Origin of the sequence: Sandarakinorhabdus sp. AAP62 (assembly GCF_000331225.1) — a bacterium.
GTDB lineage: Bacteria > Pseudomonadota > Alphaproteobacteria > Sphingomonadales > Sphingomonadaceae > Sandarakinorhabdus.
Genome location: NZ_ANFY01000017.1, coordinates 191,953 through 210,518 on the forward strand (window position 1 = coordinate 191,953; position 18,566 = coordinate 210,518).

The 18,566-nt window shown below is 66.4% G+C and carries 14 protein-coding genes; 12 read left to right on the top strand and 2 right to left on the bottom strand.

The window, feature by feature from the left end; translation table 11 throughout:
* The first annotated feature begins 106 nt into the window (after positions 1-106).
* Positions 107-1,543 (top strand): LTA synthase family protein, encoded by a 1,437-nt coding sequence (locus D619_RS0114130; RefSeq protein ID WP_017669255.1) that lies wholly within the window; start codon positions 107-109, stop codon positions 1,541-1,543.
* Here D619_RS0114130 and D619_RS0114135 read toward each other — a convergent pair.
* Entirely contained in the window at positions 1,533-2,351 is an 819-nt protein-coding gene (locus tag D619_RS0114135) for an SDR family NAD(P)-dependent oxidoreductase (RefSeq protein WP_152417472.1), read from the bottom strand. The two genes, D619_RS0114130 and D619_RS0114135, sit on opposite strands and share 11 nt — an antisense overlap.
* Before the next feature lie 192 nt (positions 2,352-2,543).
* Here D619_RS0114135 and D619_RS0114140 point away from each other — a divergent pair, with 192 nt between their 5' ends.
* Entirely contained in the window at positions 2,544-3,170 is a 627-nt protein-coding gene (locus D619_RS0114140; protein WP_017669257.1) for a sterol desaturase family protein, read from the top strand.
* Here the strand turns inward: D619_RS0114140 and D619_RS16835 are convergent.
* Positions 3,167-3,829, bottom strand: coding sequence for an HAD family hydrolase (locus D619_RS16835; RefSeq protein WP_017669258.1), 663 nt, complete (start codon positions 3,827-3,829; stop codon positions 3,167-3,169). The two genes, D619_RS0114140 and D619_RS16835, sit on opposite strands and share 4 nt — an antisense overlap.
* 104 nt (positions 3,830-3,933) lie before the next feature.
* Between D619_RS16835 and D619_RS0114150 the strand changes: the two genes are divergently transcribed.
* From D619_RS0114150 to D619_RS0114195, 10 genes are read left to right on the top strand one after another with little or no spacing between them, the layout of a single operon-like run.
* Positions 3,934-4,914, top strand: a complete 981-nt coding sequence (locus tag D619_RS0114150) for a KpsF/GutQ family sugar-phosphate isomerase (protein ID WP_017669259.1) — start codon at positions 3,934-3,936, stop codon at positions 4,912-4,914.
* A 19-nt stretch (positions 4,915-4,933) separates the two neighbouring features.
* Positions 4,934-5,749: a 3-deoxy-manno-octulosonate cytidylyltransferase gene (gene kdsB, locus D619_RS0114155; protein ID WP_026091073.1), complete on the top strand. Its 816-nt coding sequence runs from the start codon at positions 4,934-4,936 to the stop codon at positions 5,747-5,749.
* Positions 5,749-6,558 carry a 3-deoxy-8-phosphooctulonate synthase gene (gene kdsA / locus D619_RS0114160; protein ID WP_017669261.1) on the top strand — a complete coding sequence of 270 codons (810 nt, stop codon included), beginning with the start codon at positions 5,749-5,751 and terminating at the stop codon, positions 6,556-6,558. The genes kdsB and kdsA overlap by 1 nt, the downstream gene beginning before the upstream one ends.
* Positions 6,558-8,018, top strand: a complete 1,461-nt coding sequence (locus tag D619_RS0114165) for a beta-3-deoxy-D-manno-oct-2-ulosonic acid transferase (RefSeq protein WP_017669262.1) — start codon at positions 6,558-6,560, stop codon at positions 8,016-8,018. Before kdsA ends, D619_RS0114165 begins: the two co-directional genes overlap by 1 nt.
* Positions 8,018-9,649 (top strand): glycosyltransferase family 2 protein, encoded by a 1,632-nt coding sequence (locus tag D619_RS0114170; protein ID WP_017669263.1) that lies wholly within the window; start codon positions 8,018-8,020, stop codon positions 9,647-9,649. The genes D619_RS0114165 and D619_RS0114170 overlap by 1 nt, the downstream gene beginning before the upstream one ends.
* The gene (locus D619_RS16840; RefSeq protein WP_017669264.1) at positions 9,646-10,500 is read left to right on the top strand and encodes a DUF5672 family protein; all 855 of its coding nucleotides are present in this window, start codon (positions 9,646-9,648) and stop codon (positions 10,498-10,500) included. The genes D619_RS0114170 and D619_RS16840 overlap by 4 nt, the downstream gene beginning before the upstream one ends.
* Complete coding sequence (locus tag D619_RS17475; RefSeq protein ID WP_017669265.1) at positions 10,490-15,100, top strand: methyltransferase domain-containing protein; 4,611 nt, start codon at positions 10,490-10,492, stop codon at positions 15,098-15,100. The genes D619_RS16840 and D619_RS17475 overlap by 11 nt, the downstream gene beginning before the upstream one ends.
* Before the next feature lie 26 nt (positions 15,101-15,126).
* Positions 15,127-16,176 (top strand): hypothetical protein, encoded by a 1,050-nt coding sequence (locus D619_RS0114185; RefSeq protein WP_017669266.1) that lies wholly within the window; start codon positions 15,127-15,129, stop codon positions 16,174-16,176.
* Positions 16,173-17,390 carry an HAD-IIIA family hydrolase gene (locus D619_RS0114190; protein ID WP_017669267.1) on the top strand — a complete coding sequence of 406 codons (1,218 nt, stop codon included), beginning with the start codon at positions 16,173-16,175 and terminating at the stop codon, positions 17,388-17,390. The genes D619_RS0114185 and D619_RS0114190 overlap by 4 nt, the downstream gene beginning before the upstream one ends.
* A gap of 19 nt (positions 17,391-17,409) precedes the next feature.
* On the top strand, positions 17,410-18,558 hold the full coding sequence (locus tag D619_RS0114195; protein WP_017669268.1) for an AGE family epimerase/isomerase: 1,149 nt from the start codon (positions 17,410-17,412) through the stop codon (positions 18,556-18,558).
* The last annotated feature ends 8 nt before the right edge of the window (positions 18,559-18,566 follow it).

Sequence of the window (18,566 nt, forward strand, 5' to 3'; positions counted from 1 at the left end):
CTGCCCACGGCAAGCCGTCGCACAGGCATAATGACAGGCCGGCAATCCCCGGCTATTCAGCCTGCCAAAATCGGTGGTACCTCGCCATTCGATCCCGAAAGAATCGATGGGTCGCACCTTCCTGATCATTCTGCTGCTGCTGATTGCGAGCGTGTTGGCCGATGCATTCGTGCGGCCGAGGCGGCCGCGCAGCCTGGCGGGATATTGGCTGCATCTGTGGACGATGCTGGCCGCAGCCGGGCTTGTGCAATTGCTGTTCGGCAATGCGCTGGTGGCCGGGCTGGTGGCACTGGGCGTGATGATCCTGCTGGTGGTCGTTTCCAACGCCAAGAACGCCATGCTGGGTGAGCCGTTGCTGTTTTCGGATCTGCAGCTGCTGGTCGCCGTGTTCCGTCATCCGCAATTCTATCTTTCCGCCTTGCGGCCCTGGCAGTTGGTGGCGCTGATCGCTGGCGCCATGGCGCTGATCGGGCTGCTGGCCTGGCAATTTGTGTTCGACATCACGGCGCGCCTTGCTGGATTGGGCCAGCTGCTGCTGGCGCTGCTGATCATTCGGGGGAGTGTGGTGGCCCCGCCATGGAACCGGCTGGCCATGGAACCTGATGCCATTACCGACATGGCGCGCCATGGCCTGATCGGCTCAATCCTGCTTTATTGGTGGCGGTGGTGGCACACCGAAGATCCACCGGCCTGCACCGCCGAAGTGATGAAGCCCAGCACCAGTCTGGTGGTGGTGGTGCAATGCGAGAGCTTTGCCGATCCGGCCGATCTTTTCGGTGATCCAGCCCTGGCATTGCCTGGGCTGGCCGCGGCGCGCCGCAAGGCCTGGGCCCAGGGGCGCCTGCTGGTATCCGGCTTTGGCGCCTATACCCAGCGTGCCGAATATGGCGTGCTGTTCGGCCGTGACGAGGATGTGCTCGGGTTTCGCCGCTACGATCCCTATCTCACCGCCCTGGGAGAAAGCAGCCACGCCTTGCCGGCCCGCCTTGCCCGCGCCGGCTGGCGCAGCCTGTTCGTTCACCCGCACGACCTTGGCTTCTATGGCCGCAACCAGATCATGCCGGCCGCGGGTTTCAGCGAGATGCTGGGACCAGAAGCCTTTTGCCTGCCCGGGCGCGGCGAGCATCGCTATGTCTCCGATGCGGCCATTGCCGATATGATGATGGCCCGTGCCCGCGCCAGCGACGCCCCCGTGCTGATCCATGCCGTGACCATCGAAAATCACGGCCCATGGCCAGCCGACAGCGGCGCCAGCCACGGCAAGCGATCAAGCGCCTATCTGCACCTGGTTGGGAAAGGGGATGCCATGCTGACCCGCCTGATCGATGAAATATCGGCGCTGAAGCGGCCGGCAATCCTGTTGTTCTATGGCGATCATCGCCCCAGCATTGCCGGCCTGGTCGATCCGGGCGGCGATCGCGATACACCCTATGTGCTGCTGCGCTTTGGCCCCGATGGGGCGGTGTTGGAAGGCAATGGCACGCCGCAGGACCTGACCCCGGCGCAGCTGCACCATCTGCTGGTGGACAGCATCACGGCTTGAGCCGGCGCAACAGCGCATCCCGAACGAAACTGGGCAGCACCCGATCCAGCAGCCGCAGCAACGCAAAACGGCGCGGGATGATGGCATGGCCGGCCCCGGCATCGAACGCCGCCAGGATACGGCGGGCAGCGTCCTCCAGCGGCAGCAGCAAGGCTTTCGGCACCGGCCGGCCGCCGCCAGCCCAATCGACGAAACCCGGGGATACCAGCGTGATGGTCACGCCATGGGGCGCCACCGCCAGTCGCAGCGCCTCGCCAAAGCGCGCCAGCCCGGCCTTGCTGGCGGCATAGGCCGGCGCGTGCGGCAAGGCATGGAAGGCCGCTGCCGAACCCACCAGCAGGATCCGGCCCTGCCCGCGCCCGGCCATGCGCGACGCCAACGCCGCCGCCAAGGATGCCGGGCCCGCGAAATTGACGACCGCGAGGCGCGCAACCTGTTCGGCCGGTTCGACAATCTGTCCCGGTGGCACCGCGTCGCCCTGCCCCGCAACCAGCAGCGCCCAATCGATCGGCGCTGCATTGTCTTCGGCCGCCACGGCGTCCGCCGCAGTTGCGGGATCGGCCAGATCGATCTGGCGCAGTTCCACGGCGGCCCCGGCGGCCTGGCATTCGGCCGCGATGGCCGCCAGCCGTGCCGCATCCCGGCCCCACAGCAGCAATTGGGTTCCCGGCGCCGCCAGCTGCCGCGCCAGCGCGCCGCCGATGGCTCCCGACGCGCCGGTGATCAGGACACGGCGAAGGAATGGCACCGTTTCGGACGTTATATCGCCGTGGGGGGCTGGAACCGACGCATCGGGCGAACTGCTCATGGCCTGTTCATAGAACACCCCGCAAGACCTGATAAGCCAAGGAATCGGGGGCAAGATGTTGCGACGCAGCAATCACGAAATGTTCACGAATTACCAAAATGTGACAAGCACTTGGCGGAGTGTCGTAACTATTGGGCGTTGCGTCGCTTGCACCTTGACACCGGCCGCGACCTCCTGTTGAGACCGTCGGTGATGGTGCCCTCCCATTCTCGAATCAAGCTGTTTGAAAATCGCTGGCTGGAAAAGCTGACAGTGATTTCAATCCCCGGCTTTCTGGCCCTGTGGTCAGTGGCGTTGCCTGTCATCGGCTGGCGGGCATGGCTGGCAACGGCCGGCGCCCAAGGTGCGCCCGATATGCTGGCAGCCGGCACGGCCTGTCTTGCCGGCGTGGTGTTGTGGACGCTGACCGAATATGCCCTGCACCGCTTCCTGTTCCATTGGGATCCGGCCTCGGCGATGATGGAACAATTCGTGTTCGTCATGCACGGCAACCACCATGACATGCCCAATGATCCGCTGCGCAACCTGATGCCGCCAATCGTCAGCCTGCCGGTGGCAGCTGTGATCTGGGCCGTCGTGGTGGGGCTGGCTGGCCCTGTCGGCAATTGGCTGTTTCTGGGCTGGATCAGCGGCTATGTCGCTTATGATCTGGTGCATTATGCCTGCCACCAATGGCCGATGAAGGGCCGGATGGCGCGGCTGCTGAAAACCCATCACATGCGTCACCATCATCTTGATGAAGAAGGCAATTATGCCATCACCGGCATGATGTGGGATCGGCTGTTCGGCACCCGCATCGCCCGCGAACGCCGCGCCTAATCCAGCAATTGCCTCAGGCTCACCAGCACCCTTGCTTCAGGCGCGGCGGCACGCGCACCGGCCAGGCCATAGCCCCAAGCGACCAGCGCCAACGGCAGCCCGGCAGCCCTTGCCGTGGCGGCGTCCACGGCCGAATCCCCCACATACAGCGTCGAAGCCGGATCAGCGCCGAGCGCTGCCAGCGCCAACCGCGCGCCATCGGGGGCGGGCTTGCGCGGCAAATCGCTGCGGGCGCCGACAATGGCTCCGAAATACCGGGCCAGATCAAGATCGGTCAGGATCTTCTCGCACAGATGTTGCGGCTTGTTGGAACAGATGCCCAGGCCGATATCCGCGCTGGCCAGGGCCGCCAGTGCCTCGGCAACGCCCGGGAAGGCCAGATCCGGCGGAGTCGCAACCACGGCATGGCGGACGCGGAATTCGGCAATCTCGATCCCGGGATCGCGGCAGTGCGGTCCCATCACTGCGGCGATCATCGCTTCGCCGCCGATCGCATCCATGGCACGTGCCAGCGCTGGATCGGCATGAAACGCGACGCCGCGCGCCGCCAACATGGTATCGATGATGGCGCAGGTGATCCGGACGCTGTCGACCAATGTGCCATCAAGATCAAACAGGATGTGGCGAAGGATCGGGCCGGGCTGGCGCGTTGCAGTCATGGCGACCTGCCTTCCCGGCATTGTCGCCGCTGTCAAGAATTGACCGGCGACGGCTGCAGCAGTAACAGGCCCACACGACAGGGGTCATTCATCAGGACAATATCATGCTGAGACTGACCAGGGAACGCCATCAGGCCATCGGCCGGCAAGTCATTGCGCTTGAAGCAGAAGCCCTGTTTCAGCTGGGCGAAATGATCAACGGCAGCTTTGCCGACGCCGTCGACGAGATTCTGGCCTGCAAGCAACGGATCGTTGTGTCCGGCATGGGCAAATCCGGGCACATTGCGCGCAAGATCGCCGCCACGCTGGCCGCCACCGGTACCCCGGCGCATTTCGTCCACGCCGCCGAAGCCGCGCATGGCGATGCCGGCATGGTGATGCCCGGCGACGTGTTGCTGGTGTTTTCCAACAGCGGCGATACCGTTGAATTGCAACCACTTTACGCCCATGCCGGGCGGCTTGGCGTGCGCGTGATCGGCGTGTGTCGCAACCGCGATTCGCTGCTGATGCGCCGCGCCGATATTGGCCTTCTGCTGCCGCAGGTTCCCGAAGCCTGCACCGCCAGCATGGCACCCACCACATCCAGTACCATGATGCTGGCACTGGGCGATGCGCTGGCCGTTTCGGCCATGCACGCCCGCGGCATTTCCGAAGACGAGATCCGCGCCCTGCACCCCGGCGGCGACATTGGCCGGCGCCGCAGCATGGTGGTTGATGTGATGCACAGCGGCGATCGCCTGCCGCTGGTGGCCATCGACACGCCAATGCCGCAGGTGCTGATCACCATGACCGAAAAGCGCCTGGGCATGGCCGGCGTGGTGAATGCCGATGGCGATCTGGTCGGCGTGATCACCGATGGCGATCTGCGCCGGCAGATGACCAATGTCGCCACCGGGGCGGTGAGCGCGGTAATGACGCCGGCGCCCAAGATCATCGAGCAGTCCGCCTCGGTGGATGATGCCCTGGAAATGATGCGCGCGCACCGTATCACCGTATTGTTTGTGGTGCCCGACGCCAATTCGCGTCGGCCGATTGGCGCCGTCCAGATCTACGACATCGCCGCCACCCCGCCCTGGGGTCGTTGACACGATGCACCGCGCGCCGATGAACGTGGCCATCGTCGTTCCGGCGCGTCTGGCTTCCACCCGTTTTCCGGCCAAGCCCCTCGCACCGCTGCATGGCCCCGATGGAACGGCGCGACCAGCCATCGCCTATACTTGGGCTGCGGCACAGGCGGCAGCGGCTGCCCTGCCCGGCCAAGTGCAATGCGTGATCGCCACCGACGACGCCAGCATTGCCGAAGCCTGCACGTCTCTGGGCATGACCGTGGCGATGACGCCGGAAAGCTGCCTGAACGGCACGGAGCGTTGCGCCGCCGCACTCAATGGCCTCAGCGAGGTGCCGGATATTGTCGTCAACCTGCAAGGCGATGCGCCGCTGACCCCGGCCAGCATGGTGGCGGCCGTCGTGGAATTGCTCGCGGCCCGGCCCGATCTGGCGATGGCAACCGCCGTGGTGGCCGCGTCCCCGACGGTGCTCAGCCATTTGCAAACGGATGCGGCCGCTGGCCGAGTGGGCGGCACCACCGCGGTATGCACCCGCGATGGCCGCGCGCTCTACTTCTCCAAGTCCATCATTCCGCACGTCGCGCCGGGCAGCACGCCGGCGCAACCGGTGCTGTTGCACGTCGGCCTTTATGCCTATCGCCCCGCCGCGCTAGTGGCCTATGTTGCCGCCGGGCCCGCACCGCTGGAACTGCAGGAAGGGCTGGAACAATTGCGCTTTCTGGATGCCGGATTGCCGGTGGGCGTCGCCCGATGTGCCGCGCCGGCCTGGGAGATGATCGAACTCAACAACCCGACCGATGTGCCGCTGATCGAAGCCGAGCTGGCACGCCGGGCGCTCGCCGAAAGCCGCTGATGCTGCCCAATTTCACCCGTGCCCCCGGAGCGTCGCCGTTCCTGATCGCCGGCCCCTGCGTCATCGAAAGCGAAACGCTGTGCCTGGCCATCGCCACGCGCCTGAAAGCCATGGGCGAGGAACTGGGCCTGCCCGTGATCTTCAAGGCCAGTTTCGACAAGGCCAATCGCACCTCGGTGAACGGCTTTCGCGGCCATGGGCTGGAAGAAGGCCTGCGCGTGCTGGAAAAGGTGCGGCAGGAAACCGGGCTGCCGGTGCTGACCGATGTGCACTTGCCGGATCAGGTGAAGGCCGTGGCCGAAGTGGTTGACATGTTGCAGACACCGGCATTTCTTGCTCGCCAGACCGATCTGATCGGCGCCGCTGCTGCCAGCGGCCGGCCAGTCAATATCAAGAAGGCGCAGTTCATGGCGCCGGGCGACATGGCTGCCGTGCTGGGCAAGGCCCGAGCCGCCGCTGGCACCGAAGGCGGCACCATCCTGCTGTGCGAACGCGGATCGAGCTTTGGCTACAATAATCTGGTGGTGGACATGCGCAGCCTCGTCATCATGCGCGAAATGGGCTGCCCGGTGGTGTTCGACGCCACCCACAGCGTGCAATTGCCCGGTGGCGGCGGCGATCGCTCGCTGGGCCAACGCCAGTTCGTCGCCCCATTGGCCCGCGCTGCGGTTGCTGTTGGGGTCGACGGCCTGTTCATGGAAACCCACCCCGATCCCGACCAGGCGCTGTCGGACGGTCCCAACATGGTACCACTGGATCAGCTTCCCGGCCTGATGCGCCAACTCATCGCCATTGCCGCCCTGGGCTGATGGCCCCGCTGCTGGCCATTCCGCCCTTTCCCGGTGCCCGCCCGCCGGCCTTTGCCGTGCCCGGCGGCGCGGGAAATGATGATCCCGAAGAACTGCTGGCCGCCCTGGCGCGGCATCGGGTTGGCGGCTGCTATTGGGGCCGGCAAGTGGCGAGCCCAGCCGTGCTGGATGCCGCCAACTGGCCCGCCGATGCCGATCCCTGGACACTGCTCGACAATGCGAGCGAAGTACGGCTGCCCGCAGACGATCCGCGCGCCCTGCTGGCAATGGCGGCCGGCAAGTTGTACGACGGCGATGCGACCTCCCTGCTGAAGGCGCATCTGACCGGCTGGCAATGGCGCGATCCGTTCAACGGAAACATCATCTCTCCGCTGCAAGCAATTGAATTATGTGGTTTCTGGCGGCTATTGATTGATGGCAACCGGCACATATCGGCGGCATTGGGCTTTGCCTACTGGAAGCGCCCTACCGTTTCCCCCCTGATGTGGAACGGCCAGAAAACCCCATTCAGACGCGGCGTGCCGGCACTTGCCACCGGCGATGGCGTCGCCATCTGGCGCTCCCGGCTCTCGGCAGCGCAAGCAAAGGCCCTTGCCGACTGGCCTGTTCTGGAGGTGGAAGATGGGTTCATCCGTTCCGCAGGTCTGGGGGCAGATTGCGTGCCGCCACTCTCCATCATCGTTGATCGCTTGGGCGCGCACTTTGATCCGAGCCAGCCGAGCGAACTGGAAAATCTGCTTCAGAACAATGATTTCCCGGATAATCTTCTAGCGCGTGCGCAAGCGCTGCGAACCGCAATTGTCGCGGCCGGCCTGTCCAAATATGAAAAGGGAGAGGCCAGTCCGCTGCCTCGCCCCGGCGGCACGCGCCGGCACATTCTGGTGCCCGGCCAGGTTGAGGATGATCGCGCCGTCACCAGCGGCGGCGCCTTGTCGTCGAATCTGGAACTGCTGCGCCGCGCCCGCACCGAAACCGGTCCGAACGCCTATGTGATCTACAAGCCGCATCCCGACGTGCTTGCCGGTCACCGCAAGGGCCTGATTGCGGCAGCCGACATGGCTGCGCTGGCTGACCGGGTGGAAACGGCGGCACCCATGGCGGACCTCATCGCCATGGTGGACGAGCTGCACGTCAACAGTTCGCTGGCCGGGTTCGAAGCGCTGCTCCGCGGCAAGCCGGTCACTGTCCACGGCGTGCCCTTCTACGCCGGCTGGGGCCTTACCACCGACCGCGGCCCGGTCCCCGCCCGCCGTACCGCCCGGCGCAGCCTGGATGAGCTGGTCGCCGCCGCCTATCTGCTCTACCCGCGCTATCTCGATCCCGAAACCGGCTTGCCCTGCCCGGCAGAGGTGCTGGTGCAGCGCCTGACCGCCGCACCGCCCGCACTGGATGCCGCCGCCAGCGCCGTTGTCGCCGTGCGCCGCGCCACCGGCCGCGTGCGCCGCCTGCTGGGGCGCTGATGGCCCGGCGCCCGCTCCCCTGGCCATCGGGCCGCGCCCTGCGTGCCGTGCTGGCGCTGGCCGCGCGGGTGGCGCCACTGGCCACGCTGGCGGCGCTGGCCACGCTGCTCAGCGGCAAGCGGGTGCGGGCCTGGAACGCGCTGTGCCGCCTGGCCGCGCGCCACCCGGCGGATTACCGGCGCTGGGTGGCCCATACGGCACCGCTGCGCGAGGCCCACTGGATCGGCGGAGCAGCGGCCTTGCCGGGCCTGACCATCGCCGCCTTGCCCAGCGACGATGTGCGCCTGCACGATCTGCTGGCCAGCACGGAAGCCGATGGCAGGCAATGGCTGGTGCCGCTGTGGCCGGGGGACCGGACCAGTGCGGCGCTGCCCTCCGCGCTCGGCGCCGCGCTGTCGCGCTGGCCGGATGCGCGCATCATCTTTTGGGACGAGGATGTGAAAACACCCGCCGGCCGCGCCGAGCCGTGGCTGAAGCCGGCGTGGGATCCACTGCTGCACATGGCCCGCGATTGCCTGGGCGGGGCCAGCGCCATCCATGTCGAAACCGCCTGCGCCGCGCTGGCGACACTGCCCGAACTGCCGGCCACCGCCGCCGGCCTGGCCCGGCTGCAACTGGCCATGCTGGGCCAAGGTGCCGTGCCGGCCCATGTGCCGCTGATCCTCACCCACCGGGCCAGCGCGATGGCGCCGCTGCCGCATTGGCCGGCGCTGGTGGAAGCGCATTGGCCCGGCTGGCAGATCGTGCCGCGCGGCGACAATCTGCCGTTCCTGCGCGTGCTGCCGCCGGTGCCGGCGGTATGGCCGGCGGTGTCGATCATCATCCCCACCCGCGATCGCGCCGATCTGATGCGCACCTGCCTGTCGGGCCTCGCCCGCCTGTCCTATCCTGGCCGGGTGGAGATCATCGTCGTCGACAACGGCAGCCGCGATGCCGAGGCACTGGCCCTGCTGGATGCCGAGGCCGCCGCCGGCCGCATCCGGCTGCTGCGCGATGAGGGGCCGTTCAATTTTTCCCGCCTCAACAACCGGGCCGCCGCCAGCGCCAGCGGTGATTATCTGTGCCTGTTCAACAATGATGTGGAGGCGCTGGACGGAGACTGGCTGGCGCTGATGGTGCGCCATGCGCTGTGCCCCGGGGTGGGCGCGGTTGGGGCGCAGCTGCTCTATCCCGATGGCAGCATCCAGCATGCCGGCGTTACCGTCGGCCTTGGCGATGCTGCCGGCCATGTCCAGCGCGGCATCGATCCGGCCAGCCGCGATCATGCCGCCTGGCACGCCGTCACCCGCCAGGTCTCGGTGGTGACCGCCGCTTGCCTGCTGGTGGCGCGCCAGCACTATGCGGCCGTCGGCGGGCTGGACGAGGCGGGCTTTGCGGTCGCCTTCAACGATGTCGATTTCTGCCTGAAGCTGCAGGCGTCGGGCCTGGCCAATGTCTATTGCGCCGAAAGCCGGCTGATCCACGCCGAATCCCGCACCCGCCCGCGCGACCACCGGCCCGATCAGGTGGAGCGCTTCAATCGCGAACGGGCGTTGCTGCAACAACGCTGGCGCACCGCCGGCCGCTGCGATCCGCATCACAACCCGTTGTTTTCCGCCACGGCAGAAGCCTGCCTGCTGTCGATGGCATGACGGCCCGCCCGCATCTTGCCGATGTCACGCTGGTGGCCGTCACCAGCGTTGCCCTTGATGCCACGCTGGCATCCCTGCGCCACAGTATGGGCCAGGCCCGCTTTGGCACGGCGCTGCTGCTGTCGGACCGCGCGCCCGATGGCCTTGCCGGCAGCGGCATCACCTGGCGGGCGATCCCGCGTCTGGCCAGCCGCGCCGATTATTCGCGTTTTGTCATGGGCAGCCTGGCCGGGTATATCGAGACCAGCCACGCCTTGCTGGTGCAATGGGATGGCTTCGTGCGCGATGGCCGGGCGTGGCGCGACGAATTTCTGGATTATGATTATATCGGCGCGCCCTGGCCACAATATCGGGGCGACATGGCGGTGGGCAACGGCGGTTTTTCCTTGCGATCGCGCCGGCTGCTGCAAGCAACGGCGCAATTTCCGCCCAGTGACGTACCGGAAGACGTTGCCATTTGTCGCACGCACCGGCCTTTTCTTGAACAGGCGCACGGCATCCGCTTTGCAAACATGGACGTGGCGCGCGCCTTCTCTTATGAACGCGGCGATTCCAATGGGCTGGAGTTTGGCGTTCATGGCGTGTTCAACATGCTGGCCGAACTGGGCTCGACACGCCTGGCAACATGGCTGGCAGATCTGGAGCCCGGAGTGATTGGCGAACGCGAGAGCACGGAATTGCTGGTGAAGGCCGTGCGGACGGGTGACTTGCCGCTGGCCCGGCTGGCGCTGCGTCACCATCGCGCTCATCCCCGCCATGCCCGCCGCCTGTTGCGCGGCCTCGGTTGGCTGCTGCGTGGCCATGATGGCCGACCTGTCGTGCACTTGGAGGGTGATAGGCATGTCGGGTGAACTGGAACGCTTTGATCCGGCCGAACAGCGCGGCCGCATCGCCTATGAACATCTGCACCGTTACGCCCTGTGCGCCCAGCATGTCGCTGGAAAGCGCGTGCTCGATCTGGCCTGCGGCACCGGTTATGGCACCGCCATCCTGGGCGCCCAAGGTGCGCAGGTGACGGGGGTGGACATCAGCGCTGCCGCCATCCGACTTGCCCGCAAGCGCCATGGCAGTGACAATGTCACATTCGTGATCGCCGATTGTTTCGATCTGCCGTTTGCCGCCGCCAGCTTCGATGTCGTCGTCGCCAACGAGATGATCGAGCATGTTGCGGATCATGACGCCCTGATCACCGAGGCAAGGCGGGTGCTGGTGCCGGGAGGGCTGCTGCTGGTCTCCACACCCAATAAGCCGGTATACAACCGCTTCAAAGCGCCCAATGCATTCCACATTTCGGAAATGGACCAGCACGAATTCATGGACATGCTGGGCCGGCATTTCCGCCATGTCCGGCTGACCGGCACGCGCATGGCGCTGCTTTCGGTCGGCTACCCGCTGGACGCGAGCCCGCATGACAATCTGGGAGCCGCACGCATCTTCAACGGCAGCGTGACGCCGGCTGGCCAGCCCGAGCTTCTGTCCGGCGAATTCGGCCTGGCTGACCCGGAGTATCTGCTTGCCGCCTGTTCGGATCAGTTGCTGGAAGCGCTTCCGGTTGAATCCAGCCTCTATCTCAACAGCAATGATGATCTGTGGATGGAGCATGAGCGGATCATGGCCTGGGCCTCGCAGCTCCACGAGGAGGACGAGCTGCTGCGGGCCGATGTGATGCGGCTGCATGACGAACTGGCGCGGGAACGTGCGCTGCTGAATGATCTGCGCGCTGAACATCAGCGGCTGGATCAACAGGCCGCCGATCTGCGGCAGGGCAATGATGCGCTGGCTCAGGCGCTGGAACGCGAGCGTGCCGGGGGTGACCGTGAGGCTGACAGCCGGCGGAGCATGTTGGCGCGACTGTTGGGGCAGGCCGGCGGCAGCCCTGTTGCAGCTGACGACACCGATATCATCGCCGGTTTGTTCGCGCTGAACGAGCAACTGCTCACTGCTCGCCTGCGAGGCGAAATGGCCGAGGAGAAGGCTGCGCGTGAAGCGGCAGCACAGGCCGAAGCCAAAACCGCTGCCGCGCAGGCCGAAGCTCGCAGTGCCGAACTTGCAGCGCGTCTATCCGCGCTGGAGCGTGATCTGGCAGCAGGCAGCGCTGCCCTGGCCCGCACACAGGCCGAGTTGTCCGATCTGATGACCAGCAGCGCCGCTACGGCCGCCGAGCGCGAGCAACTGTCGATGGAGTTGACAAGGGCGCAGCAGCAACTGGCCAGCAGCGAGCAGGTCAATGCGCAAACACTCGCGGCGCTGGCGCGCATGCAGGGTGACACTGATCGGTTGACGCAAGAACTGGCAACCAGTGCACAAGCGCTGTCTGAACGGGACGCTGAACTGGGCAATAAGCAGGCCGAGCTGGCCGGTACTCGCGCCGCGTTCGAAGCCACGCGGGCAGAGTTTGACGGCATCCGCACCGAGCTGGCCAGTTCCAGGGCCGAGTTGAACAGCAACAAGGCGGATCTGGCAAACGCCCGTGCCGAACTGGCCAGCGCCCGCGCCGAACTTCATCGCCTGCACAAGGCGGCCGCTGCCCAGGCGCCGTCGCCCGAGGTCACCCGGCGAAAGGAACGACTGGCCACGGTCCACCAGCAAGTGACCGCGGCATTGGCCAGTGCGCCGGCGCGGGTGGCCGGGCGCATCGGCCCGCCACCACCACCGCCGCCACGCCGCTGGCAACAGCAGTTGCTGGGCCGGCCGGCGCCGCTGCCCACCCGTATCTTCGATGCCGACTGGGTGAAGCGCCAGCGCCCCGGCCTTGGCCGGGTCACCCTGGCGAGCTATCTGGCCGATCCGGCGCTGCATGCGGTTGATCCGCACCCGCTGTTTGCCGCCAGCGCCTATCTGGCGGCCAATCCCGATGTCGCGGCCGAAGCCATGGCGCCGCTGGCGCATTATGTGCGGCATGGCTGGCGCGAAGGGCGCAATCCGCACCCGTTGTTCCCCAACGACTGGTATCTGGCGCAGAATCCTGACGTGGCGGCCGATGGCGGCATCAACCCGCTCGATCACTATCTGCAGCACGGCTGGCGCGAGGGGCGCTGGCCCAACCCGCTGTTTGATCCGCGCGCCTATCTGGATCGCTATCCCGATGTCGCGGCCGCCGGCGTTGATCCGTTCACCCACTTCATCGCCCATGGCCAACACGAGGGACGCGAGCCGCAGTTCCGCGGCTGGGATCCCGAATGGCCCGGCGTGCTGGGCGGCCAGGCAACCAGTGTCGGCCTGCTGAACCACCTGTTGACCACGCCGCCACCGGCACCGCCTGCCGCTGCCGCCAACGCCGCCGCACCCGAAACTGCGGCGTGGCCGCCCAGGCCGGTGGATGATTACTGGCCACCACAGGGCCTGCGCGATTTCCTGCTGGATGGCCATGGCGAGCCCGTGCTGAACCGCTGCTGGTATCTATTGTCGCTGATGCAGCGCTGGCAGGACAGGCAGGCCGAATTTGCCGCGTCCGATGATTGCCGCACCCTGCTGGAACGGCTGCGCCTGCGCGCCGCACTGCGCACCCTGCCCGCCGGCCGCACCCCGGATGCCAGCATCATCATCCCGGTCTACAACAATGTGCTCGATACGCTGATCTGCCTCGCCAGCCTGCTGGAGCTGGATGAAGCGCATGATTTCGAGGTGATCGTGGCCGATGATGGCTCCAGTGATGCCACGGCGGCGCTGGTGGGGGCCATTGGCGGCTGCGTGCGCCACCTGCGCCAGCCGCGGAATCTGGGCTTCCTGGGCAATTGCAATGCGGCAGCGGTGCAGGCGGTTGGCCAGCATATCATCCTGCTCAACAACGACACGCTGGTGTTTCCCGGCTGGCTCGACGGCCTGCTGGCCCCGTTCGCCGCGTTTGAACGGGTGGGCCTGGTCGGTTCCAAGCTGATCAACTGGGATGGCACGCTGCAGGAAGCCGGTGGTATCTTCTGGCGCGACGGTTCAGCGTGGAATTTCGGCCGCAACCAGGATGCGCGCGCGCCGGAGTATAATTATCTGAAGGACGTCGACTATGTGTCGGGCGCGTCCATCGCCGTGCCGGCCAGCGTGTGGCGCGAGATGGGCGGCTTCGATCCGGCCTATACGCCGGCCTATTGCGAAGACAGCGACCTGGCCTTCCGCCTGCGCGAGGCCGGCTGGCGAACGCTCTACAGCCCGGCATCGGAAGTGATGCACCACGAAGGCCGCAGCCATGGCCGCGATGTCGGGTCGGGCATCAAGGCCTATCAGGTGGCCAACAGTCAGCGCCTGTTCGACCGCTGGCGCCACGTGTTGGAGCGCGATCATTATCCCAATGCCCAGAACGTGCTGCGCGCCCGCGATCGCAGTTTCAGCAAGCGCCACGTGCTGGTGGTGGATCATTATGTGCCGCAGTGGGATCGCGATGCCGGATCGCGCAGCATGCACGAATTCATGCGCGTGCTGCTGGAGGCCGGTCATGCCGTGACCTTCTGGCCCGACAATCTGTGGCGCGACCCGGATTACACACCCAAGTTGCAGGCACTGGGCGTGGAGGTGATCCACGGCGTGCGTTTCCGTGACGGCTTTGATGGCTTCATGGCTGAACGCGCCGACCTGTACGACATGGTGCTGCTCAGCCGGCCGCATGTGGCGGTGCACTATGTCGATGCCGTTCGTCGCCACAGCCGGGCGCGCATCGTCTATTATGGCCACGACGTGCATTTCCGCCGCATGATGGCGCAGCGCACGCTGGAAGGCCGCCCGGCCGAGGATGCCGAGGTGGCCGCCATGCGCGCGCAGGAGCTTGGCATCGCCGGGCGCAGCGATCTGGTGCTCTACCCCAGCCAGGAGGAAGCCACGGTGATGGCCGGGCTGCTGGATGGCAGGACCGATGTGCGCGCCATTGCCGCCTATCGTTTCACGGCCAGCGAACTGGCCGGCGCGCGCACGGCGCTGCAGCAGCGCGGGCCAGCACAGGGGCCGATCCGCCTGCTGTTCGTCGGCGGCTTTGCCCACCCGCCCAATGCGGATGCCATCACCTGGTTCTGCCGCGAGGTGCTGCCCCTCGCGCAAGCCGGCGGGCGCGCACTGGCGCTGACCATTGTGGGTTCAAAGGCCGGAGCTGAGATCAAGGCGCTGGAACGCCCCGGCGTGACGGTGCGCGGCTTTGTGTCGGACGCGGAACTGCTGCGCCTCTATGCCGAAACCGACATGGTGATCGCACCACTGCGCTATGGCGCCGGGGTGAAGGGCAAGGTGATCGAGGCGATGGCGCGCGGCGTGCCAGTGGTGACCACCGATGTGGGCGCGCAAGGCATCGACGGTGCCGAACATCTGCTGTTCATCGCCAACACGGCCGAGGCGCTGGCCGCTGCCGTGATCGCCGCCACCGATCACGAGGCCGCCCGCCAGCGGGCACGGGCCGCCCTTGATTTCATCGATCAGCATTATTCGACCAGCGCGATGCTGGGCGTTCTTGAAGCCGGCCTTGCCCCCGCCTGACGCCGGCCCTGCACAGTGAGGATGACGTGACGCCATTTCTTGCCACCAACGTGCGCTCCCGCGCGCCGCTCCGGCTGGGTCTGGGCGGTGGCGGCACTGATCTGGCCTCCTACAGTGATGTGCATGGCGGCGTGGTCCTCAATGCCACCATCGACCGCTATGCCTATGCCCATCTCACGCTGGAAAGCGGCGGCGACATCCTCTTCAAGGCCGACGATCTGGAAACCGAGGAGCGGCTGCCGCTGGGGCTGGATTTCGATATTCACGACGGCCTGGTGCTGCACCGCGCCGTCTATCGCCACATGATGGTGACCTACAACGACGGCCGGGCGCTACCGATGACGATCACCACCACGATCGACGTGCCGGCCGGATCGGGGCTGGGCGCCTCATCGGCGCTGACGGTGGCGCTGATCGAGGCCTTTGCCCACGCCATGCAGTTGCCGCTGGGCCCCTACGACATCGCCCGGCTGGCCTTTGACATCGAGCGGCGGCAACTGGGCATGGCTGGCGGCAAGCAGGATCAATATGCAGCAGCGTTCGGCGGCTTCAATTTCATCGAGTTCCTGGCTGGCGGCAGCGGCGTGATCGTCAACCCGCTGCGCCTGCGCCGCGATGTGCTCAACGAGTTCGAATCGGCGCTGGTGATCTGTTTTTCCGGCCAATCGCGGCAATCAGCCGACATCATCCGCCAGCAGGTGGAGGGCATCGACCAGCTCGACGCCGCCAAGCTGGCCGCGATGCACCGAATCAAGGATCATGCCCACGCCATGAAGTCCTGCATTCTTTCCGGCGATATCAAGGGTATGGCCGAAATCCTGCGCCAATCCTGGCTGTCGAAGAAGCAGACGGCATCGGCCATCAGCACCAGCACCGTTGATGAACTGCTCGATATCGCGATGGCGTCGGGGGCTTGGGCCGGCAAGGTTTCGGGTGCTGGCGGCGGCGGCTTCATCATGCTGCTGGCCGATCCGGAACGGCGCCTGGGCCTGATCCGCGCGCTGAATGCCAATGGCGGCCAGGCCAGCGCCGTGAAGCTGACGTTTGATGGCGCCGAAGCCTGGACAGTGCCATGACCGGGGCGGATATCCGCCAGTGCGTGATCCTGCTCGGCGGGCTGGGCACGCGGCTGGGCGCCCTCACCCGCGCCATGCCCAAGCCGCTGCTGGACGTGGCCGGCAAGCCTTTCGTCGATGTACTGGTGGGCGAAGCGCTGCGGCGCGGTTTCACCGATCTGCTGCTGCTGGCCGGTCATGCGTCCGATGTGGTGCAGGATTATGCGCAAGGCCTGCGCGCCCGGCTGCCAGCGGGTGCCCGCGTGACGGTTTCGGTGGAACCGGAACCGATGGGCACTGGCGGCGGTGTGCGCTTTGCCAGCGATCACCTGGCCGATCGCTTCCTGTTGCTGAATGGCGATACCTGGTTCGATTTCCACTGGCTGGATCTGCTGCAGGCCGCCACGCACGGCCCGGCGCTGGCGGCGCGGCCGGTGCCGGCGGCAGACCGGTTTGAAACCCTGGAAATCGCCAGCGACGGGCGCGTGACCCGCATCGTGCCGCGCGGCGAAGCGAAGGGCGAAGTGCTGATCAACGGCGGCGCCTATGTGCTGGACAAGGCCGACATCCTTACCTTCCCCGCGAAATTCTCCATCGAATCCGACCTGCTGCCGCAACTGGTGCAGCAGGGCCGGCTACGCGCCGTGGCCCGCACCGGCTATTTCATCGATATCGGCGTGCCCGACAGCTATGCCGAAGCGCAAACCGCCATCCCGCGCCAGCGCACCCGCCCGGCGCTGTTCCTCGATCGCGATGGCGTGCTCAACCACGATGATCATTATGTCGGCTCGCCGGATCGGCTGCGCTGGATGGAGGGCGCCGCCGATGCGGTGCGGCTGGCCAACCAGCTGGGCATCTATGTGTTTGTCGTCACCAACCAGGCTGGCGTCGCCAAGGGCCATTATGGCGAAGCCGATGTGCAGGCGTTGCATCAGTGGATGGCGGCGCAGCTGCGCCAGGCGGGCGCGGCCATCGATGATTGGCGCTATTGCCCGTTTCACCCGAATGCCACAAATCCGGCCTATGCCAGCGTTCATCCTTGGCGCAAGCCCGCGCCGGGGATGCTGAATGATCTGATGGCGCACTGGCCCGTAAACCGTGAACACAGCCTGCTGGTGGGCGATCAACCCACCGATCTGGCTGCCGCCGCAGCGGCGGGCATTGCCGCCGTACCGTTCGCTGGTGGCAATCTGCACCATTTCCTTGCCCCCCACCTTGCCGCAATGACAGGATAGATCAAAGCAGGTGCCCCCCATGCCTGATTCCGTTTCCCCCGCCACCCTCCTGCCAGAGGCCAGTCGCGCCCAGCGCTGGCTGTGCGATGTCGCCGCGCCCTTGTGGGCGTTTCGTGGCCGCACCGCCTCGGGCCTGTTTCCCGAACGCATGACGCTGGATGGCGTGCCCGATCCGGCCTATTTCCGCGTGTTCGTGCAGGCCCGCCATGTCTACAGCTTTGCCACCATCGGCCGGCTGGGCTGGGACGGGCCGTGGCAGCAGCTGATCGGCGAAACCATTCGCGCGCTGGTGGCCGGCGCGCGCCGCACCGATGGCTTCTACGTCCACCGGCTGGATGTGGAGGCGAGGCCACTCGATACCCGCGCCGATCTCTATGATCAGGCCTTCGTGCTGCTGGCCCTGGCCACGGCGGGCGAAGCGCTGGCGGAACCACACTGGTTTGATGTCGCCGAAGAACTGCTCGACACGATCGAGGCCAACTGGTCTCACCCCGCCGGCGGCTTTACCGAGGGCGAGAAGGACGATCCGCGCATCCGCCGGCAGAATCCGCACATGCACCTGTTCGAAGCCTCGCTGGCCCTGGCCGAAGCCAGCGGCCGCCCGCGCTTCCTGGCCTTTGCCGCGATGATCGCCGATCTGGCCGCCACGCGCTTCATCGATCCGGCCACCGGCGCCCTGCTGGAATATTTCACCGACGATCTGGCCCCTGCCCCCGGCATCGAAGGCCGCATCGTGGAGCCGGGCCATTGTTTCGAGTGGGCATGGCTGTTCGAGCGCCTGGGCGCCAGCGGCCGAGCGGGCGCCTTTGCCGTGTCTGATCGGCTCACCGCCTTCGCCCGCGCCCACGGCATTTGCGCCACCCGCAACGTTTGCATCAACGAAGTGCTGACCGACGGCAGCCTGCACGATGGCAAGGCCCGGCTGTGGCCGCAGACCGAGCGCATCAAGGCCGCCGCCATCCGCCACCGCCGGCTCGGCACCGCCGCCGAAGCCAAAGAGGCCGCCCGCGCGCTCGCCGGCCTGGAGCAATATTACGCCGTGCCGACGCCGGGCCTGTGGCGCGACAAGTTGAATCCCGATGGCAGCTGGATTCCCGAACTGGCCCCGGCGAGCTCGCTCTATCATATCGCGTGTGCGTATGCGGAATTGAATTCCGACCAAAATTGAAGATATCG